The sequence below is a fragment of the Mesorhizobium bavaricum genome (assembly GCF_056781655.1).
This window is the reverse complement of the sequence record NZ_CM165566.1, coordinates 2,268,480-2,288,456: the sequence shown is the minus strand read 5'-3', so window position 1 is coordinate 2,288,456 and position 19,977 is coordinate 2,268,480. Positions and strand designations below refer to the sequence as shown.

Below are 19,977 nucleotides of genomic sequence, written 5' to 3'. Positions count from 1 at the left end.
TCCTAGAAGGCGGCGCCGCGACGCTCCGACGGCTTCAGTTCGTCGAGAAGCGTGCGGATGACGCCGGCCATGTTCTCGTTCATGTCGCTGCGCCACAGCGCGAAGGCGACATTGGCCTCGACAAAGCCTTCCGGCGATCCGCAATCGAAAGTGCGGCCCTGATAGTGGTAGCCAAAGAAGGGCTGCAGCTTTTCCAGCTTCAGCATCGCGTCGGTGAGCTGGATCTCGTTGCCGGCGCCCTTTTCCTGGCCTTCGAGGATCTTGAAGATCTCAGGCTGCAGGATGTAGCGGCCGTTGATGTAAAGATTGGACGGTGCGGTGCCGGTCTTCGGCTTTTCCACCATCTCGGTGATGCGGAAACCATGATGCGTGTCCTCGCCACGGCCGACGATGCCATACTTGTGGGCTTCAGCCGGGTCGCATTCCTGCACCGCGATGATGTTGTTGCCGGTTTCCTGGTAAAGCTCGACCATCTCCCTCATGCAGCTCTTTTCCGACTGCATGATCATGTCGGGCAACAAAAGGGCGAAGGGTTCGTCGCCGACCAGTTCGCGCGCGCACCAGACGGCATGGCCGAGCCCCATCGGCACCTGCTGGCGGGTGAAACTGGTCTGCCCCGGCGCCGGCTGCAGCCGTTGCAGGCGTGCAAGCTGGTCGTCCTTGCCGCGCTGGGCCAGCGTGTCATAGAGCTCGAACTGGACGTCGAAATGGTCCTCGATGACGGCCTTGTTGCGGCCGGTGACGAAGATGAAATGCTCGATGCCGGCCTCGCGCGCTTCATCCACCACATACTGGATCACTGGCCGGTCGACGACGGTCAGCATTTCCTTGGGGATGGCCTTGGTGGCCGGGAGAAACCGCGTGCCAAGACCGGCGACCGGGAAGACTGCCTTGCGAACTCTCTTCATACTGTCAATTATCCGTTTGATGGCCTGCTCCGCAATCCCCGTTTCAAGACATTTTCACGCCGAAATTGAGGATTACTGGACGACTGAAGGGGGGAACGTTCACCGGTAAAGCTTTGAGGCGTCTTTTCGTTCCCGGCGGCACCTATGGTAAACTAATTCCTAACCTGGTTCGGCGATGAATGGTCTTTCCTGACACAGAGAAGGAGGAAAAGATGTCCGTTCGCAATGCCGCAAAACGTTTTACCAGCGTCATCGCGGCAGCCAGCCTCTCGCTCGCTCTGCTGATGCCTTCCGGCCCGGCGTTCGCAGATGCCGGTTTCCGGCAATGGGTCGCCGGCTTCCGCGCCACCGCCGTGCAGAGCGGCGTTTCCGGAGCGCTCTACGATCAGGCCTTCAGAGATATCAAGGATATTGACCCGGTGGTGCTGGAAAAGGCACGCACGCAGCCTGAATTCACCGCGCCTGCATGGGACTATTTCGACAACCGCGTCCATGACCAGTCTGTCGCCGTCGGCCAGCAAATGGCCAAGAAATGGAAGCCATGGCTGGACAGGATCGAAGCCAGGTTCGGCGTCGACCGCTACATTCTGCTCGCCATCTGGTCGATGGAATCGAACTATGGCGAAATCCTCAAACGCGACGACATAATGCGCAATGTCGTGCGCTCGCTGGCGACCTTGGCCTATGCCGATCCGAAGCGGGCGAAATTCGCCCGCACCCAGCTGATCGCCGCGCTGAAGATCCTGCAGACGGGTGATATCGACGAAAGCCATCTGAGCGGATCCTGGGCCGGCGCCATGGGCCACACCCAGTTCATCCCGACCAGCTATCTGCACTATGCCGTCGACATGGACGGCAACGGCAAGCGCGACATCTGGAATTCGATCCCCGACGCGCTGGGAACGGCCGCCAATTTGCTGAAGAAGAATGGCTGGCAGGCAGGCAAGACCTGGGGCTATGAGGTCACCTTGCCTGCCGGCAAACTTCCCGGCGGCTCCAAGACGCTGTCGCAATGGCAGGCGCTCGGCGTCGTCAGGGCCAACGGCAAGCCGTTCAAGAACGGTGGCGACAAGGCGACGCTGAAGGTGCCGGACGGCCGCAGCGGGCCAGCCTTCCTGATGATCAAGAATTTCTCGGTCATCAAAGCCTACAACAATGCCGACAAATATGCCCTTGCCGTCGGCCTTCTCGCTGACGAAATCGCCGGCTCCAGCGGACTCGTGCAGGACTGGAAGCGGCCTTTCACCAAGCTCACTTTCGAGGAAAGGCAGGAACTGCAGAAACGGCTTTCGCAGCACGGCCTTTACGACGGCAAGTTCGACGGCAAGATCGGCGACGGCTCGAAAACCGCCATCATGGCCTTCCAGGCCCAGGCCGGCTTGACCCAGGACGGCTATCCGAGCATGGAAGTGCTGAAGTGGCTCCGGCAGAAATAGAGCCACCTGCGGTGCCGCGCGGCCTTTCGGACGCGCATCGGACACTGTAGCAATCTGGTTTGGTGCAATGTCCTTTCGAAAAGTCGATGCGACTTTTCGAAAGAAGCGCCAAGGGATGGAGGAAAAGATTGGCTTCGGCTGCGCGCATCGCAGGGCTTGTTCGTCGCATGCCGGTGCTCGTTCTGGCTGTCGTCGTGCTCGCAGTCGGTTTGGCCGGCGCCTTTCATGCCCCCGCCATGGCGCAGGAACAGCAAAACCGCGGCTGGTCGTTGCGCGACCTTTTGTTCCCGCGCCGCAGCGAGCGGATCGAGCCGCCGATGAACATCCAGAAGGCGAAGCCAAAGCCGCGCAAACCCCGCGTCCCGCGTGCGCCGGCCGAACCGCAAACACCGATCGCCGAGAAAGTCCCGGATGCCCGCACCGTCCTGGTGGTCGGCGACTTCATGGCGTCCGGGCTTGCCGAAGGCCTCGACACCGCCTTTGCGGAAAACCCAGGCATCAGGATCGTGGTTCGCAGCAATGGTTCATCCGGCTTCGTGCGCGACGACTTCTACAACTGGCCCGAGCAGATCAAGACGCTGATCGAGACCGAGAAACCCGCCGCCGTGGTCGTCATGTTGGGGTCCAACGACCGTCAGCAGATGAGGGTGGGGGATGTGCGCGAGCAGCCTCGGTCCGAGAACTGGACCAAGGAATATGAGCGCCGCACCGATGCACTCGGCAAGGCCATCGCCGACGCCAAGGTGCCCTTCGTGTGGGTTGGCATGCCGGCGTTCCGGGTACCGAAGATGACCTCCGACATGCTGGCCTTCAACGACATCTACCATCAGACGGCGGAAAGCCATGGCGGCGAATTCGTCGACGTCTGGGATGGCTTCGTCGACGAGAACGGCGCCTTCGTCACCAGCGGCCCCGACATGAACGGCCAGCCGGTTCGGCTGCGTGCCGACGACGGCATCAACGTCTCGAAGGCAGGCAAGCGCAAGCTCGCCTTCTATACCGAAAAGCCGCTGATGAAGATCCTCGGCCTCGCCGCGCCCGGAGGCGTGGTCCCGGCGACCGCACCGGCAGGCGCGCCCGTCGAAGCGCCCGGGCCGGCCGCGGCTCCGATTGTGATCGACCGCACCGTGCCGATGCTGCTCAGCGATCCGGCACTCGATGGCGGCTCCGAACTTCTGGGCGCGGCACCGCCGCCGGCAAAGGCCAACCCGAACCTGCCCGGCGAAAGGCTGGTGGTCGAGGGCAAGGCACCGCAGGCTTCGCCCGGCCGCGCCGACGATTTCTCCTGGCCACCCCGGGCGCAGCCTGCTGCGGCGGCAGCCACGACCGACACGACGACGGCGATCAACCCTTAACGCGGCAGGACGCTCGAGCCCATCAACGCCTCATCGATCGAACGCGCTGCCTGGCGGCCCTCGCGGATCGCCCAGACGACCAGCGACTGGCCGCGGCGCACGTCGCCCGCCGCGTAGAGCCTGTCGACGCTGGTCCTGTAGTCGCGGTCATTGGCCTCGACATTCCTGGAACGGCGGCTGTCGGTGACGATTTTCATCTGGCCGTCCAGTTCAGAGACCAGGCCGGCGGTGGTCGGACCGGCAAAGCCGATGGCGATGAAGGCAAGATCGGCGCGGATGACGAATTCGGTGCCGGCGATCGGCTTGCGCTTGTCGTCGACCTCGCAGCACTTGACGCCGGTCAGCTGGCCTTCCTCGCCGATAAATTCGAGCGTCGCCACCTGGAATTCGCGCTCCGCCCCTTCGGCCTGCGAGGACGAGGTACGCATCTTGGTCGCCCAGTAGGGCCAGACCGAAAGCTTGTCTTCCTTCTCCGGCGGCTGTGGGCGGATGTCGAGCTGGGTGACGCGCACCGCACCCTGGCGGAAAGCAGTGCCGACGCAGTCGGAGGCGGTGTCGCCGCCGCCGACAACGACGACATGCTGGCCGCCCGCGATGATCGGATGCGACGGCCACGCCACCGACTGGATCGGCTCGCCACCGACCCGCCGGTTCTGCTGCACCAGATAGGGCATCGCGTCATGCACGCCGCCGAGATCGTCACCCGGAATACCGGCCGCGCGGGGTGTTTCCGACCCGCCGCAATAGAGCACCGCATCGTACTCGGCCAGCAGCTCGTTCACCGTCTTGTCGACGCCGACATTGACGCCGCAATAAAAAGTCACGCCCTCGCCCTGCATCTGCTCGATGCGCCGGTCGATATAGTGCTTCTCGATCTTGAAGTCGGGAATGCCGTAGCGCATCAGCCCGCCCGGCCGGCTTTCGCGCTCATAGACATGGACGTCGTGGCCGGCGCGGCCAAGCTGCTGGGCAGCCGCCATGCCGGCCGGGCCGGAGCCGATGACGGCGACGCGCTTGCCTGTCTTCTTCTCCGGCGGATAGGGCCTGATATGGCCGGTCTCATAGGCCTTGTCGGCAATCGCCTGCTCGACCGTCTTGATGGCGACAGGAATGTCCTCGAGGTTCAGCGTGCAGGCTTCCTCGCAGGGCGCCGGGCAGATGCGGCCGGTGAACTCCGGGAAGTTGTTGGTCGAATGCAGGTTGCGGATCGCGTTGTCCCAGTCGCCATTGTAGACGAGGTCGTTCCAGTCGGGGATCTGGTTGTGGATCGGGCAGCCCGTCGGTCCATGGCAGAACGGAATGCCGCAATCCATGCAGCGCGCGGCCTGTTTCTCGACCTCCTTGTCCGACATCGGCAGCGTGAATTCGCGGAAATGCCGGATGCGGTCGGAGGCCGGCTGGTACTTGTGCACCTGCCGGTCGATTTCAAGAAAGCCTGTTACCTTGCCCATAGTCCAGTTCCTGCTGTCCAGATGGTGCGGTTTTCGCCGCACCCGTTAACCTCTTGAGGCAGCCATGGCAACCTTGCCCTCGAGGTCAAACTGTCGATGAAAGTGGGCCGGGAAGCCAGCGCCTCCCGGCAACGCATAAGTCTATTCCGCCGCCACGCCCATGCGCATGCGTTCCATCTCGATCAGGGCGCGGCGGTATTCGACCGGCATGATCTTGCGGAATTTCGGCCGGAAAGTCGTCCAGTCGTCGAGGATCTCGCGGCCGCGCACCGAACCGGTGTAGTGCACATGGTTCGAGATCAGCTGGTAAAGCCGCTCCTCGTCATGGCTGGTCATGTCGCCGGACACGTCGACGCGACCCTTGTGGTCAAGGTCGCCGCCATGATGCAACAGCCTTTCCATCAGGTCGTCCTCTTCGGGAACCGGCTCCAGCTCGACCATCGCCATGTTGCAGCGCTCGGCGAAATCACCCGCCTCGTCCAGCACATAGGCGACGCCGCCTGACATGCCGGCGGCGAAGTTGCGGCCAGTCTTGCCGATGACGACGACAATGCCGCCGGTCATGTACTCGCAGCCATGGTCGCCGACGCCTTCGACGACGGCCGCAACACCCGAGTTGCGCACCGCGAAGCGCTCGCCGGCGACGCCGGCGAAGTAAGCCTCGCCCTCGGTCGCGCCATAAAGCACGGTATTGCCGACGATGATGGACTCGGCCGCGACAATCTTGGCCTCTTCAGGCGGCCGGATGACGATGCGGCCGCCCGACAGGCCCTTGCCGACATAGTCGTTGCCTGCGCCGACAAGCTCGAACGAGATGCCGCGCGCCAGGAAGGCGCCGAAGGACTGGCCGGCGGTGCCGGTCAGCTTCACCGAGATCGTGTCCTCGCGCAGGCCCTTGTGCTTGAAGCGCTTGGCCACTTCGCCCGACAGCATGGCGCCCGCCGAGCGGTCGACATTGCGGATGTCGACCTCGATCTTGACCGGCTGCTTGCTCTCGAGCGCCGGCTTGGCCAGTTCGATCAGCTTGCGGTCGAGCACGTCGTCGATCGGGTGCTTCTGCCGCTCGGTCCAGTGCACCGCTTCATGCGGCGCGTCCGGCTTGAAGAACATCTTCGAGAAATCGAGCCCCCGCGCCTTCCAGTGCACGATCAAGTCGCGCTTTTCCAGGAGGTCGGTGTCGCCGATGATCTGGTCGATATGGGTGTAGCCCATCTCGGCGAGCAGCTCGCGCACTTCTTCCGCCACGTAGAAGAAGAAGTTGATGACATGTTCGGGCGTGCCCTTGAAGCGCTTGCGCAGCACCGGATCCTGCGTCGCCACGCCGACCGGGCAGGTGTTGAGATGGCACTTGCGCATCATGATGCAGCCGGCCGCGATCAGCGGCGCGGTCGAGAAGCCGAACTCGTCGGCGCCGAGCAGCGCGCCGATGATGACGTCGCGGCCGGTGCGCAAGCCGCCATCGACCTGCAGCGCCACGCGCGAGCGCAAGCCGTTAAGCACCAGCGTCTGGTGCGTCTCGGCAAGGCCCATTTCCCACGGGCTGCCGGCATGCTTGAGCGATGTCAGCGGCGACGCACCGGTGCCGCCATCATAGCCCGAGATGGTGATGTGGTCGGCACGCGCCTTGGCGACGCCCGCCGCAACCGTGCCGACGCCGACTTCCGACACCAGCTTGACCGACACGTCGGCCGCCGGATTGACGTTCTTCAGATCGTAGATCAGCTGCGCCAGATCCTCGATCGAATAGATGTCGTGATGCGGCGGCGGCGAGATCAGGCCGACGCCCGGCGTCGAATGCCGGACCTTGGCGATGGTCGCGTCGACCTTGTGGCCGGGCAACTGGCCGCCCTCGCCGGGCTTGGCGCCCTGCGCCACCTTGATCTGCATCATGTCGGAGTTGACGAGATATTCGGCCGTCACGCCGAAACGGCCCGAGGCGATCTGCTTGATCGCCGAGCGTTCGGGGTTCTTGCCGCCGCCGGGCAGCGGCAGGTAGCGGTCGGCCTCTTCGCCACCCTCTCCGGTGTTCGACTTGCCACCGATAGCGTTCATCGCACGCGCCAGCGTGGTGTGCGCTTCGCGCGATATCGAGCCGAAGGACATCGCCCCGGTCGAGAACCGCTTGACGATGTCGGCCGCCGACATGACGTCGTCGAGCGCGACCTTCTTGCGGCCGCTCTCCTCGGCCAGCTTGATCCTGAACAGGCCGCGAATGGTCTGGGCGCGAGCCGTCTCGCTGTCGATCTGCGCGGAATAGTCCTTGAACGTCTCCCACGAGCCCTGGCGCACGGCGTGCTGCAAGGTGGCGACCGCGTCGGGCGACCACATATGCGCCTCGCCGCGCATGCGGAACATGTATTCGCCGCCCACTTCGAGGCTGTTGCGCAGCACCGGATCGTTGCCGAATCCGTCATTGTGGCGGCTGAGCGTCTCGCTTGCGATCTCGTCCAGCCCGACGCCTTCAATCAGCGTCGCGGTGCCGGTGAAATACTGCTGCACGAAATCGGTTTTCAATCCGATGGCGTCGAAGATCTGCGCGCCGCAATAGGACTGGTAGGTCGAGATGCCCATCTTGGACATCACCTTGAGGATGCCCTTGCCGATCGACTTGATGTAGCGCGTGACGACTTCGTAGGCGTCGACCTCTTTCGGCAGTTCGCCGCGCTTGTGCATGTCGAGCAGCGTATCGAAGGCAAGGTACGGGTTGATCGCCTCGGCGCCATAGCCGGCAAGGCAGCAGAAATGATGCACTTCGCGCGGCTCGCCGGATTCGACGACAAGGCCGACCGAGGTGCGCAGCCCCTTGCGGATCAGGTGATGATGCACCGCGGCCGTCGCCAGAAGCGCCGGGATGGCGATGCGGTCCGGCCCCACCTGGCGGTCGGACAGGATGATGATGTTGTAGCCGCCGGCGACCGCCGCCTCCGCCCGCTCGCACAAGCGGTCGATGGCGCCCTGCATGCCCGCGGCCCCTTCATTGGAGCCGTAGGTGATGTCGATCGTCTTGGTGTCGAAGCGGTCCTCGGTGTGGCCGATGGAGCGGATCTTTTCCAGATCGCCATTGGTCAGGATCGGCTGGCGCACCTCGAGCCGCTTGCGGCGCGAATTGCCGACCAGGTCGAAGATGTTCGGCCGCGGCCCGATGAAGGACACCAGGCTCATCACCAGCTCCTCGCGGATCGGATCGATCGGCGGGTTGGTGACCTGGGCGAAGTTCTGCTTGAAATAGGTGTAGAGCAGCTTCGACTTGTCCGACATCGCCGAGATCGGCGTGTCGGTGCCCATCGAACCCACCGCTTCCTGGCCAGTCGTCGCCATCGGCGACATCAACAGCTTTGTGTCTTCCTGCGTGTAGCCGAACGCCTGCTGGCGATCGAGCAGGCTGACATCCTTGCGCAGCGCGCGCGGTTCGACCGGCTTCAGGTCTTCGAGGATGAGCTGCGTGTTGGCGAGCCAGGTCTTGTAAGGATGCTTGGTCGCGATCTCCGACTTGAGCTCCTCGTCGGAAACGATGCGCCCTTTCTCCAGGTCGATCAGCAGCATGCGGCCGGGCTGCAGACGCCACTTCTTGACGATCTTCTCTTCCGGCACCGGCAGCACGCCGGCTTCCGAGGCCATGATGACGCGGTCGTCGTCGGTGACGATGTAGCGCGCCGGGCGCAGTCCGTTGCGGTCCAGCGTGGCGCCAATCTGGCGGCCATCGGTGAAGACGACTGCCGCCGGTCCGTCCCACGGCTCCATCAGCGCTGCATGGTACTCGTAGAAAGCCTTGCGGTCGGCATCCATGAGCTTGTTGCCGGCCCAGGCTTCCGGGATCAGCATCATCATCGCATGGCTGAGGCTGTAGCCGCCTTGGAACAGGAACTCGAGCGCATTGTCGAAGCAGGCGGTGTCGGACTGGCCTTCGTAGGAAATCGGCCAAAGCTTCGAGATGTTGTTGCCGAACAGTTCGGAATCGACGGACGCCTGTCGCGCCGCCATCCAGTTGTTGTTGCCGCGCACGGTGTTGATCTCGCCATTGTGGGCGACCATGCGGTACGGATGCGCCAGCTTCCATGACGGGAAAGTGTTGGTCGAGAACCGCTGGTGGACGAGGATCAGCGCGGTTTCGAAGCGCGGGTCGGTCAGGTCCTTGTAGTAGGCACCGACCTGATAGGCCAGGAACATACCCTTGTAGACAATGGTCCGTGCCGACAGCGACACGCAGTAGGAGCCGATGTCCTTGTTGTCGTTCTCGGCGTAGATGCGGCCCGATATGACCTTGCGCAGCAGATAGAGCCTGGCCTCGTACTCCTCGTCGTCGGGGATGTCTGATGTGCGGCCGATGAAGACCTGCCGATGGAACGGCTCGGACGCCACGATGTCAGGCGCCTTCGACAGGGACGAATTGTCGACGGGCACGTCACGGAACCCGATGAGCGGAAGCCCCTCGGACTGCGCCGATTCGGCGATGATGTCCTCGATATGGGCGCGCAAGGCAGCGTCCTGCGGCATGAACCAGTGTCCGACGCCGTACTGACCCGCCGGCGGCAGGTCGATGCCCTGGGCTGCCATCTCCTCGCGGAAGAAACGATCCGGGAGCTGCACCAGCACGCCGGCGCCATCGCCGACCAGCGGATCGGCGCCGACGGCGCCGCGATGCGTCAGGTTTTCGAGCACGGCAAGGCCGTCCTTGACGATCTGATGCGACTTCACGCCCTTCATGTTGACGATGAAGCCGACGCCGCACGCATCATGCTCGTTGCGCGGATCGTAGAGGCCGTGGGCGGAAAAGCCCGTGCTGGTTCGGAACGTATTTTTGACGGTTGCCGCTTTCGTCTGCGCGGCCTGGCCGTTCGTCGCAGAGTGCGTCATGTCCGTCATCTCCTGTCCTCCATTCCCAGCCCTTCGGGCGCCGGTTTGCCTCGGCAAGCGCCTGGCTCACCCTGATCCTTGCGGCACGTCTTGCGAAATCCTTGCCGAACCAGGCGGCGTTCCGCATGGTTCCTATTCGTACAGGCCAAAGTCTGGCTGTCCAACCTGTCGCTCGCAGCAACAGCCGGAGAGGCCCAAATGATACGCCAATCCAGCTCGTTTTGTGCGACAAAATAAGACAGCACTACTGTCCTAAATTTTTATGACAGAAATCCTGAACGCGCACAAGACCGATTCACAAAAAACTTGGGCCGCTGGCGACAGAAAATTACGTGAAGTTGAGGAGAAACGTAAGCTTCGGTCGCCAGCTGCTGCCCTGCCCGGTTGACTGGCTTTAATGGTTTTCCGGCGTCTGGCCCTTGCGGTCAGCACGCGAAACCGGTCAACGTCCGACCGATTTCCCCAAAACACTGATTTCCACAACACACGGGCAGATGCATGTTCTTCGCTTCCGACAATTGGGCAGGCGCCCATCCCAATATCGTGGCCGGCCTGTCGGCCAATGCCGGTGGTTTTTCCCCCGCCTATGGCGACGGTGCGCTTGACCAGGCCGTCTACCGGCACTTCAGCGAGATTTTCGAGCGCGAAGTCGCGGTGTTCTTCGTGGCGACCGGCACAGCCGCCAACTCGCTGTCGCTGACCGCCTATAACAAGCCTGGCGGCATTTCCTTCGCCCACCGCGAATCGCATGTGATCGAAGATGAATGCGGTGCGCCGGAATATTTTTGCGGCTCGCGACTGCATGCGATTGATGGCGCGCTCGGCAAGATAGATCCGCACAATCTGGAGAGGACCATCGGCCGCTTCGCGCCCGAAATCGTCCATTGGGGAAGGCCGATGGCTGTTTCGATCACCCAGTCGACCGAGGTTGGCACCATCTACGGGCTGAACGACATCGCCGCGATCTCGGCCATCGCCAAGAAACATTCCGTGCCGTTGCACATGGACGGCGCCCGCTTTGCCAACGCGCTGGTCGCGCTGGACACGACGCCGGCCGAAATGACCTGGAAACGCGGCGTCGATATCCTCTCTTTCGGCGGCACCAAGAACGGCTGCTGGTGCGCCGAGGCGATCGTCCTGTTCGATCTCGACCGTGCCAGGGAATTGGCCTTCCTGCGCAAGCGCGCTGCCCAGCTGTTTTCGAAATCGCGCTTCGTCGCGGCGCAGTTCGCGGCCTATTTCAAGGATGGATTGTGGCTGGACACCGCCCGCCACGCCAACGCCATGGCCGCGCGTCTCGCGGCGGCGATCGAGGATTCGGCCACGGCGAAGTTGGCCTGGCTGCCGCAGGCCAACGAGGTGTTCGCGGTGATCAAGAAAGCCGAGGCCGAAAAGCTGCAGGCAGCGGGTGCTGCCTTCTACGACTGGCACAAGCCGCATGGCTTTGACGGCCATATAGGCGAGGACGAGTTGCTCTATCGCTTCGTCACCAGCTTTGCGACGACGGCCGATGAAGTCGACCGCTTTGGCCAGCTGATCGCTGGCTAGAGCATGATCCCGAAAAGTGGATACCGGTTTTCGAAAAAGATCATGCCTCGTACAAGCAGATAGAGCCCCATCCCGTTCAATCGGCATGGAACAAACAGGCTCTGGCGGTATCACGGACAACAAAAAAGGCGGCACCTTTCGGCGCCGCCTTGCCTTGGGAGGCTATTGGTTCAGTTGGCGGTCTTGGCCTCGATCTGCTTGGCCTTGGCCGAAGACGCCGTAATGGCAATCTTGCGCGGCTTCAATTCCTCGGGAATGTTGCGCTTGAGGTCGACGAACAGCAGGCCGTTCTTCAGCGAAGCACCGACGACTTCGACGTGATCGGCAAGCTGGAAGCGGCGCTCGAAAGCCCTCGAGGCAATGCCGCGATAAAGCAGTTCGGAACCTTCGCCAGTGCCCTCTTCCTTGCGCTCGCCCTTCACGGTGAGCACATTGCGGTGGGCTTCGATCGAGATCTCCTCGTCCGAGAAACCGGCAACCGCCATCGAGATCCGGTAGGAATCCTCGCCGGTGCGCTCGATGTTGTAGGGCGGATAGGTCTGCGCGCCATCCGGCTGCGCAAGCGAATCGAGCATGGTGAAGAGACGGTCGAAGCCGACCGTCGAGCGATAAAGCGGGGAAAAATCAACGTGACGCATGAGGTGTTCTCCTGTTGAGCAACATGGTTTGCGTATGGCCGTTGCGAAACCCTTGAGCGGCGTTTCGGCTGGACCAGCGGCCCCAGTATTGGCGACCGCATCCGACATTTGGGGAGCGCTCGAATGCATTTCAAGATTTCGCCTGCTGGCAAAAAGCCCGTGCGGCTGGTCGTTGATGAACGGCAGATGAACCAGCGCTTCGGCGCGCGTTCAGACAGCCCGCGTTAGAGTGAGCCTAAGATCAAGGATTGGCGGCGCTGGATTGAGCAATTCCAGGAAAAGTGTGAAGCGGTTTTCCCGGGAAAAGCGCGTAGCGCTTTTCCTCAGGAATTGCGTCAAAACAAAGAGATAGAGCGGGTCTGCGTTTCTGTGAAACGATGAACCGCTCTCAAGGCGCCGCAACGAGGCCGAACCGGGTGTAACGTCCCTTCCTCCCGGATCGACAGAGGCCGGAAGCACGCATTCAAGCGGCTTCCGGCCTTTCCATTTGCAGCTTCTCATCACCGGGAATTCCTTTGCTTTTGGCGCATGGGCGTCTATCACCTTAGCGGAGCCAGCCAGCATGGACGGGCACGCCAGACGCCGAGCACGAAGCGCCGAATGACGGATCTCTTCCCCGACACCCCCCTTTTTCACGAAATCGAGGGCAATCCACGACCGGAAAACGCCACCGGCGGCTTCTTCACCACCCGCGATCGCAAGAAGATCCGCTACGGTCTGTTCGGCGCGGCCGCTCGCCCGCTGAAGGGCACCGTGGTCGTGCTCACCGGCCGCAACGAGTGCATCGAGAAATATTTCGAAACCATCCGCAACCTCGCCGACCGCGGCTTTGGCGTCGCCACCCTCGACTGGCGCGGCCAGGGCGATTCCTCCCGCCTGATCCGCGATCGCCAGCGCGGCTATGTCCGCAGCTTCCGCGACTATACCGCCGACCTGGAACAATTCTTCGAGGAGATCGTGCTGCCCGACTGCCGCGGTCCGTATTACATCCTTGCCCATTCGGCGGGTGCGGTGATCACGCTGCTTGCCACGCCATCGATGGTCAACCGCGTGCGGCGCATGGTGCTGATCGCGCCGTTCCTCACCGTGCCCGATCTGCCGGTCTCGATAAGGACGGTTCGCCGCGTCTGTTCGCTGTTCTGCGCTCTCGGCCTTGGCCGGCTCTATGCCGCCTGGGGTCCGCGGCCGAAGGTGCCGGCGCCTTTCGAGACCAACAAGCTGACGAGTGACCCGGAGCGCTATCGGCGCAACACGCGGATCTATGAAGAGTATCCGCAACTGGCGCTTGGCGGCCCGACGATCCGCTGGCTGCAGGCGGCCGCGAAGGCATCCGAAGCCGTCAGCGACCCCGACTTCATGGCCCGCATTCAGGTGCCTATGCTGATAATTGCCGCCGGCGCCGACCAGGTCGTCTCGACCAAGGCCGTGGAAGCCTATGCCAGGCGGCTGCGGCTTGGTTCGTTGCTGATGATCGACGGCTCCCGTCACGAAATCCTGCAGGAAGCCGACATCTACCGCGAGCAACTCCTAGCCGCCTTCGACGCCTTCATTCCTGGTAGCGACGACCCCACGGCCTGACAGACGCCGATCACCGGCTCATGCCTGGCGGGGCGAACTCCATGACCCAGTTAGTCTCCCAGCTCGTACCGCCGTCCGCAGAGAAGGCCTGCTCCCAGCGTGCCGAATTCTCCATGATCGCTGACCAGAGGAAACGAACCTGGATCGGCCGGCCGTCGAAGACATCGTCGCACAGGAACGTGCCGACACCGTCGGTGAACGCGCCGCGCACCGGCACATCGATGGTCAGCGGGTTGCGGCCATCGCGCCGCGTTCAGGCAGGTTTACGGCCGCACGCCGGCGGAATTCCAGCGCTCGATCAAGCCGCGCTGAAGCAATTCCCGGAAAAGTGTGAAGCGCTTTCCCCTCAGGGATTTGCGTCAAAACAAAGAAAGCATGAAGATATCAGCCGCGCAGCGCGGCCATCGCGGCCGCATGCAGTTCCGGCGTCGCCGCCGCCAGCACATCACCACCCTTTTCCGCCGGCCCGCCGTCGAATGTGGTGACGATGCCACCGGCCTTTTCGATGATCGGGATCAGCGCCACGATGTCGTAAGGCTTCAGCCCGGGATCGGTAACAATGTCGACGCTTCCCGACGCGATCATGGCGAAGGCATAGCAATCGGCGCCATAACGAGCGAGCTGGACCTGCGTCTCTAGCTGGTCGTAACGCTCGCGCGCCGCGCCCTTGAACAGCGCCGGCGTGGTGGTGAACAGGGTCGCCTCGGAGAGCTTCGTCGTTTTGCGGGTTGTCAGCTTGCGCGGCCCGCCCGGCCCCTCATAGTGGGAGCCCGAGGCATTGGCGTAGTAAAGCTCACCGGTGAAGGGTTGCGACATCATGCCCGCGACAGCGTCGCCGTCGACCGTCAGCCCGACAAGCGTCCCCCACACCGGCAGGCCGGAGATGAAGGCGCGCGTGCCGTCGATGGGGTCAATCACCCAGACATGCCGGCTAGAAATGTTTTCGCTGCCATGCTCCTCGCCGAGAATGCCATGGTCGGGATACTCAGCCGATATCAGCGTCCGGATGGCGCGTTCGGCCTCGCGATCGGCTTCGGTGACAGGGTCGAAACTGCCCTTTTCCTTGTTGGCGACCGCGCCCTGGCTGCGAAAGCGCGGCAAGGTTTCCGCCGCCGCCGCCTGCGCGATGCGGCGCATGAAATCGATGCTGATATCCAACTGATTCTCCCGCACTGCAGCATGCCCGAGCCGGGCTCTGCCGCCAATTTCCCACCAAAACAAGAGTGTCCGACGAATTTTCCGCAACGACACCTGTTGCCTGGATGTCACACAAGCATCATCGAAACGCAATTTCCACATCAGAGTGAATTAAAAAAGCCTGAAGGTCGCTTGACATTTGTGCAGCGCACCATACCCTCGACCTCGGACAGGTTTTCCTGTCCATGCCCTCCTTGGGCGTTTCCTCCCTAGACTTCGACCGTATCGTGCAAACGATGCGGTCTTTTTTTACGCCGATTATCCCGGACTAGAGTTTCACTCCGCAGCCAGCGGCAGGTCGATGAAATGATGGTCGGGCATTGCCATCAGATCCGCCGAAAATCGTGTCAAATCGTCGGCCAGCGCGTCGAAGCCGGCGACTTTCTCGAATGTCCGCTCGTTCATGTAGAGCCCGCGATTGACCTCGATCTGCAGCGCGTGCAGGTGGCGCGCCGGTCGGCCATAATGCTCGGTGATGAAGCCGCCGGCATAGGGCTTGTTGTGGGCGACGGTATAGCCCATGGCGGTGAGCAGGCCGATCGCCGTCTCGGTCAAGGCAGCGGTGGCCGAGATGCCGAACCGGTCACCGATGATGAAATCGGGTCGCAGGCCGTTGTCTCCGACACGGATGCTCGCCGGCATCGAATGACAGTCGATCAGCACGGCAAAGCCGAACCGCGCATGGGTTCTGGTCAAAAGCCGTTTCAGCGTTTCGTGATAGGGCTTGTAGACGGCCTCGATGCGGGCGACCGCTTCGGCCAGCGGCAGGCGGCCGGAATAGATGTCGAGCCCCTCGCCGACCAGCTTCGGCACCGTTCCAAGCCCACCGGCCACCCGCGCCGAGCGGATGTTGCAGAAGGACGGCACCGGCTCGGCGAACATGCGCGGATCGAGTTCCCACGGCTCACGATTGACGTCGAGATAGGCGCGCGGGAAATTCGCCGCCAGCATCGGCGCACCGAGCGCGACGGCACCGCCGAACAGCTCGTCGACGTAACAGTCTTCCGACCGGCGGATGGCGTTGCGGTCCAGCCTTGCCATGGCAAGGAAGCGCTCCGGATAGTAGCGGCCGCTATGCGGTGAGTTGAAGAGGAAGGGAACGCGCTGCTCGGCGCCCGACCGGATTTCGAAGGGTGGAAAGACCGAAAAATCCTCGGCTGCCGTCTTCAATTTGAACGAACCCGAAAACACCAGTGCATCATGATGTGAAAGTGCCACCTTGCTGGCCGCGTGTCCAGCATTTCAGCGGCAGCACACGCCGGGCAAATATGGGTCATCCCCGCTCTCGTTCACTTGATGTTTACCCTCACCTCCTCATATACAGGATGGTTAACGGGCTTGCCCAACGGCAATCTCGGGCGGGTGATTCGGACGGGACAAGATGGCACGCATTCTTCTGGCAGAAGACGACGACGATATGCGTCGGTTCCTCGTCAAGGCGCTGGAGCGCGCCGGCTACCAGGTCAGCGATTTCGACAATGGCGCCAGTGCCTATGAACGGCTGCGCGAGGAACCGTTCTCGCTGCTGTTGACCGACATCGTCATGCCGGAGATGGACGGCATCGAGCTTGCGCGCCGCGCCACCGAGATCGATCCCGACCTCAAGGTCATGTTCATCACCGGTTTCGCCGCCGTTGCGCTGAACCCGGATTCCAAGGCGCCAAAAGACGCCAAGGTGTTGTCGAAGCCGTTCCACCTGCGCGACCTCGTCAACGAGGTCGAGAAGATGCTGCACGCGGCCTGAGCCGCTCTCTCAGCAAGGCTTCTGCGCCCTTATCGCCGCTGCGGCGAGACGACGCCTTCTTTCCTTTTTCCTGCTATTGACGCGCTGGATCAAAAATGGTGTATGCGCGGCTTCGGATGGGCGTGTAGCTCAGCGGGAGAGCACTGCATTGACATTGCAGGGGTCACAGGTTCAATCCCTGTCACGCCCACCATCCTTTCAAACACTTAGCTAATACCTCTCCCTCCTGGCACAGAAACGGCACAGAGGCCGGCTCTAAACCTGGGCCGCGTTCCTCTGGAAATCGACGTGGTGGTGACCATAGACCTTGTCGAGCGTTTTGGCGGACATGCCGAGCGCGCCGGCCGCTTCGCAGATATCCACGCCCTTGAACACATCCGCGCGCGTGTGGCGCACAACGTGCGGCGTGATAGCCGATTGCCCGGTGATGGCCGGATCGAGCCATCCTTTGTCGATCGCCATTTCCTATGCCGTCCGGGCAGAAGCGTTCCCAGCGCACCAGGCACGCCGACCCGCCTGCCAAGCCGCACCGGTGGCTGGCGCTTGTTCGTCTCTGTTACGGCCTCCCCTCGCCGATGCCTGACGACGCGCTGGCTGTCGATCCAGCCGCCCGTTGTGTTCGCCATGGCGCGTGCCACGAGGCGGTTGATCAAGTCGAGTGGCCCAACCGTGGGGCTAGCCTAATCGCCCCCCGGCTGGGCTGCCTGAAGGCGATGGGCCCTGGAGAGGGAACATTAGCGGTTTTGAGTTCATGCTTCGGATGCCGCTGCTCTTGGCTCCGTCGCAGGCTGGTGGGTACGTCGGCCGGCCCGCGTCATCGGTCCCTCCGTGGCGCGGGCTTTCAAGGCTAGTTCGTCAACGGCGTTGTGCTTTCAGCCGCGGGACCTGTGCCGGCGGCGCGCTGGACGACGCTCAAAACGGTGGAAGATACCACCAGAAAGCCTTGGCTTCCTCTTCGGGCGTCATCGGACGAACCTCCCATGAGTCCGTTCTCGCGATGTAACGTGTCCAAATGGGCGTGCCTTCTTCGCTGACGCCTTCGTGCCAGTCGGTAAACCCCATCAGCGGCAATAACACTTCTCGGATCGATCGAAGCCGCAATGCTGCCGTGTGCATGGGAATGACCTCCCTTCGCTGGTTGCGGTGAGGAATTCCGACCTATCCGTCAGCGCTCCGCCACCGATTCTTTGCGCAGCCTCACCCGCCACCGCCGTCGTAGCGTTGCCGATCGTTTTTCCAGCGGTCCGGCGGCCATGGCGGGGGGCTCGGGGTTTGACCGCCGGGCCTGACCGGCAAACGGGGTGGTTTTGCCGGCTGGCAAATTATAGGCCGTTTATTCGAATATTCAATTTCTCTAAAATGATCCGTGTGAGCCGCAACCGACCGTGCTGCCGCTCGCGGATCGGGACGGCCGGTGCGGCCTACGGCCGGTTACAAAACCTCGGTTGACCAATGCATTGATCAGCGTCGAAGCGGTCGAGGTCCTACATAAAACCATAGGAAGAAGTCCGCCACAGGAGCGACCTGCGGCGGTTCTTCAAGCGTTAGCTAATGCAGATCTTTCAGCGATAGCTAATATAGATGAGCCAGCGTCATCCAATCGAGGGATGGCGCGACTTAACCCCTGCTCCACCTAATGGCAAGGCAGGGCGGCAACCCGGTTTTGCTGCCCAGGGGGCCTGCTGGCTCTAGGGGGGGGCTAAATATGAGCAAAACGACTCTCATGCTCGCTATCCTCGCGATCAGCATCGGCTGTGCCGATGCCAAGGACCGTAAGGTGAACTTGCCGGTTTGCACCGCGTCAAGCTCACTCGCCGACGTCCTGGGTGGCAAGTGCTACCTCGTCAAAGGTTCGATGATCTACGGCGACATCGCCGATCTTTCCCAGATAGTCAGTTAGGCTGGTGGCGGAGCTGGCGGTCTGTGAAGGATGCCCTTGGGCTATAAGCCGGCAATGACCTACATGGTGAGCGTGTTCGAGAAGCCGCACTGGCGCGCTGAGCTGACCACCAAGGACAAGGAAAAGGCGCTCGCGCTCGCTAAGGAGATCGGCGACAAGGTGCGGATCGAGGAAATCACGCCAAAGCCGAGGAAGCGCCAGAGGTCCGGCAGGCATTTCGACTGTACGATTTTAACCAAGGCGCATAGGGCCGCTTCAATACGTCAAAGTTGAAATGCGTCGCAGTTGCATAACTGCTAATATCACGATGGCAGGGCTGCCTTCGCGGAATGGCCGGCGCCTGTTGTATGGGCTTTGTGATAAAGGCGCCGCCTGACAGGGGGGTGAGAGCTCGCCGCTTCGCAAATGGAGCGACGGGCCGTCGACGAGCACTGCATCGACATTGCAGGGGTCACAGGTTCAATCCTGTCACTCCCACCATCCCATCCAGACAATCAATACATGGCGCCCAGTTTCCGCTGCTCAGCCATCCAAGGGTCGGCTATCCCTGCTTTTCCTTGTAGATCAGCAATTCAGGCCGATATTCGAAATGCATGGTGTCGTAGTGATACCAGCGCCCACCCCAGATAAACCCCTGTCCTTCAAACAGCGTGACGATTGAAAGGGGAATGCGGTTCTTGAACGGGATACGGCCCTTGCCATTGGGCTTGTTCCAGAACCAATAGTCGGAATAACCGACATTGATGTCGAATGCGGCCCCGAAGGAATGGACGCTGAGTTGATCCGTACCGGCGATGACCCGCCAATTGAAACCGCCGCCCGGCTTGAGGCCGAAGCGGCTTGTGTCGACGGGCATGTCTTGCAAGGCATTCGAGATTTTGGAGAGGCGCGCGTCAATGCCGAAGAGCGAGGTTATCCGAACCGGATACTTGCCCAGTTTGGGCAGCCATTTGACGCTTGTTAAATGATGGCCGACCGCTGCGGCACTGGCCCCATAAAGTTTCTTGAAAAAAGCCTCGTTGCCAATACGCCCGGGATCGAAATCCACGTCAGGGATTAGGTCTCCGGCACTGGCCGTCGGATAGACGTAGTGAAACATGTCCTCGATATCGGGGGACTTGATCAGCTCCTCAGGGGTGCGGGTCTTGCCATCATCCCACACCATTGTGGCACCATCCGACCACGTCACTGTGTTGCCCGAGATGGTAAAAAGGCCGGGATAGGCTTCAAGCAGGGCAGCCTTGGCGCCAGCCTGATCGACGCCATCACCGCCTTGCGCAGATGATAGGGGAATCGCCGCCAGCAAAACCACGAAAACGATGGAAATCCTTAGCTTCATTGCCGTATGGCCTCAGCGCACGAGCCCCC

General features: G+C 62.1%; 17 protein-coding genes and 2 tRNA genes. 9 read left to right on the top strand and 10 right to left on the bottom strand.

What is annotated here, in order from left to right; genetic code table 11:
* Window positions 1-2: 2 nt before the first annotated feature.
* On the bottom strand, window positions 3-908 hold the full coding sequence (gene galU, locus AC1RZR_RS11175) for a UTP--glucose-1-phosphate uridylyltransferase GalU (protein WP_379102687.1): 906 nt from the start codon (window positions 906-908) through the stop codon (window positions 3-5).
* 212 nt (window positions 909-1,120) lie between these two features.
* Between galU and AC1RZR_RS11170 the strand changes: the two genes are divergently transcribed.
* A complete protein-coding gene (locus tag AC1RZR_RS11170) occupies window positions 1,121-2,344 on the top strand; it encodes a lytic murein transglycosylase (protein ID WP_477277656.1) in 1,224 nt (407 codons plus the stop codon).
* Window positions 2,345-2,472: 128 nt separating this feature from the next.
* Complete coding sequence (locus tag AC1RZR_RS11165; protein ID WP_481828528.1) at window positions 2,473-3,699, top strand: SGNH/GDSL hydrolase family protein; 1,227 nt, start codon at window positions 2,473-2,475, stop codon at window positions 3,697-3,699.
* Here the strand turns inward: AC1RZR_RS11165 and AC1RZR_RS11160 are convergent.
* Together AC1RZR_RS11160 and gltB are read right to left on the bottom strand one after the other, a co-directional pair.
* The gene (locus AC1RZR_RS11160) at window positions 3,696-5,150 is read right to left on the bottom strand and encodes a glutamate synthase subunit beta (RefSeq protein WP_477277660.1); all 1,455 of its coding nucleotides are present in this window, start codon (window positions 5,148-5,150) and stop codon (window positions 3,696-3,698) included. The two genes, AC1RZR_RS11165 and AC1RZR_RS11160, sit on opposite strands and share 4 nt — an antisense overlap.
* A 141-nt stretch (window positions 5,151-5,291) precedes the next feature.
* Window positions 5,292-10,013 (bottom strand): glutamate synthase large subunit, encoded by a 4,722-nt coding sequence (gltB, locus tag AC1RZR_RS11155; RefSeq protein WP_477277662.1) that lies wholly within the window; start codon window positions 10,011-10,013, stop codon window positions 5,292-5,294.
* Window positions 10,014-10,502: 489 nt separating this feature from the next.
* On the opposite strand from gltB, the gene AC1RZR_RS11150 reads away from it, so the two are divergent.
* A complete protein-coding gene (locus AC1RZR_RS11150) occupies window positions 10,503-11,552 on the top strand; it encodes a threonine aldolase family protein (RefSeq protein ID WP_477277664.1) in 1,050 nt (349 codons plus the stop codon).
* Between the two features lie 170 nt (window positions 11,553-11,722).
* On the opposite strand, the gene AC1RZR_RS11145 is transcribed toward AC1RZR_RS11150, so the two are convergent.
* Complete coding sequence (locus AC1RZR_RS11145) at window positions 11,723-12,190, bottom strand: Hsp20 family protein (RefSeq protein ID WP_477277666.1); 468 nt, start codon at window positions 12,188-12,190, stop codon at window positions 11,723-11,725.
* Window positions 12,191-12,790: 600 nt separating this feature from the next.
* On the opposite strand from AC1RZR_RS11145, the gene AC1RZR_RS11140 reads away from it, so the two are divergent.
* Entirely contained in the window at window positions 12,791-13,768 is a 978-nt protein-coding gene (locus tag AC1RZR_RS11140) for an alpha/beta fold hydrolase (RefSeq protein WP_477277668.1), read from the top strand.
* Window positions 13,769-13,778: 10 nt separating this feature from the next.
* Here the strand turns inward: AC1RZR_RS11140 and AC1RZR_RS11135 are convergent, their stop codons facing one another.
* From AC1RZR_RS11135 to AC1RZR_RS11125, 3 genes are all read right to left on the bottom strand, one after another.
* Window positions 13,779-13,979, bottom strand: coding sequence for a hypothetical protein (locus AC1RZR_RS11135; RefSeq protein ID WP_477277670.1), 201 nt, complete (start codon window positions 13,977-13,979; stop codon window positions 13,779-13,781).
* 173 nt (window positions 13,980-14,152) lie between these two features.
* Window positions 14,153-14,926 (bottom strand): histidinol-phosphatase, encoded by a 774-nt coding sequence (gene hisN, locus AC1RZR_RS11130; RefSeq protein ID WP_477277672.1) that lies wholly within the window; start codon window positions 14,924-14,926, stop codon window positions 14,153-14,155.
* A 315-nt stretch (window positions 14,927-15,241) separates the two neighbouring features.
* Entirely contained in the window at window positions 15,242-16,183 is a 942-nt protein-coding gene (locus tag AC1RZR_RS11125) for an N-formylglutamate amidohydrolase (RefSeq protein WP_477277674.1), read from the bottom strand.
* A 163-nt stretch (window positions 16,184-16,346) separates the two neighbouring features.
* Here AC1RZR_RS11125 and cpdR point away from each other — a divergent pair, with 163 nt between their 5' ends.
* Window positions 16,347-16,709: a cell cycle two-component system response regulator CpdR gene (cpdR, locus tag AC1RZR_RS11120; protein ID WP_010911372.1), complete on the top strand. Its 363-nt coding sequence runs from the start codon at window positions 16,347-16,349 to the stop codon at window positions 16,707-16,709.
* A gap of 118 nt (window positions 16,710-16,827) precedes the next feature.
* Window positions 16,828-16,902 (top strand) — tRNA-Val (locus AC1RZR_RS11115).
* Window positions 16,903-16,964: 62 nt separating this feature from the next.
* On the opposite strand, the gene AC1RZR_RS11110 is transcribed toward AC1RZR_RS11115, so the two are convergent.
* Together AC1RZR_RS11110 and AC1RZR_RS11105 are read right to left on the bottom strand one after the other, a co-directional pair.
* Window positions 16,965-17,171 carry a site-specific integrase gene (locus AC1RZR_RS11110; RefSeq protein WP_477277677.1) on the bottom strand — a complete coding sequence of 69 codons (207 nt, stop codon included), beginning with the start codon at window positions 17,169-17,171 and terminating at the stop codon, window positions 16,965-16,967.
* Window positions 17,172-17,621: 450 nt separating this feature from the next.
* Window positions 17,622-17,825 (bottom strand): hypothetical protein, encoded by a 204-nt coding sequence (locus AC1RZR_RS11105; protein WP_477277678.1) that lies wholly within the window; start codon window positions 17,823-17,825, stop codon window positions 17,622-17,624.
* Between the two features lie 589 nt (window positions 17,826-18,414).
* On the opposite strand from AC1RZR_RS11105, the gene AC1RZR_RS11100 reads away from it, so the two are divergent.
* The 3 genes from AC1RZR_RS11100 to AC1RZR_RS11090 all read left to right on the top strand — a co-directional run bounded on the left by AC1RZR_RS11100 (window position 18,415) and on the right by AC1RZR_RS11090 (window position 19,089).
* Window positions 18,415-18,609, top strand: a complete 195-nt coding sequence (locus AC1RZR_RS11100; RefSeq protein ID WP_477277680.1) for a hypothetical protein — start codon at window positions 18,415-18,417, stop codon at window positions 18,607-18,609.
* Window positions 18,610-18,663: 54 nt separating this feature from the next.
* Window positions 18,664-18,882: a hypothetical protein gene (locus AC1RZR_RS11095; protein WP_481828527.1), complete on the top strand. Its 219-nt coding sequence runs from the start codon at window positions 18,664-18,666 to the stop codon at window positions 18,880-18,882.
* Window positions 18,883-18,988: 106 nt separating this feature from the next.
* Window positions 18,989-19,089, top strand: a tRNA-Val gene (locus tag AC1RZR_RS11090).
* A gap of 61 nt (window positions 19,090-19,150) precedes the next feature.
* On the opposite strand, the gene AC1RZR_RS11085 is transcribed toward AC1RZR_RS11090, so the two are convergent.
* A complete protein-coding gene (locus tag AC1RZR_RS11085) occupies window positions 19,151-19,948 on the bottom strand; it encodes a M15 family metallopeptidase (protein ID WP_477277684.1) in 798 nt (265 codons plus the stop codon).
* Window positions 19,949-19,977: the final 29 nt, after the last annotated feature.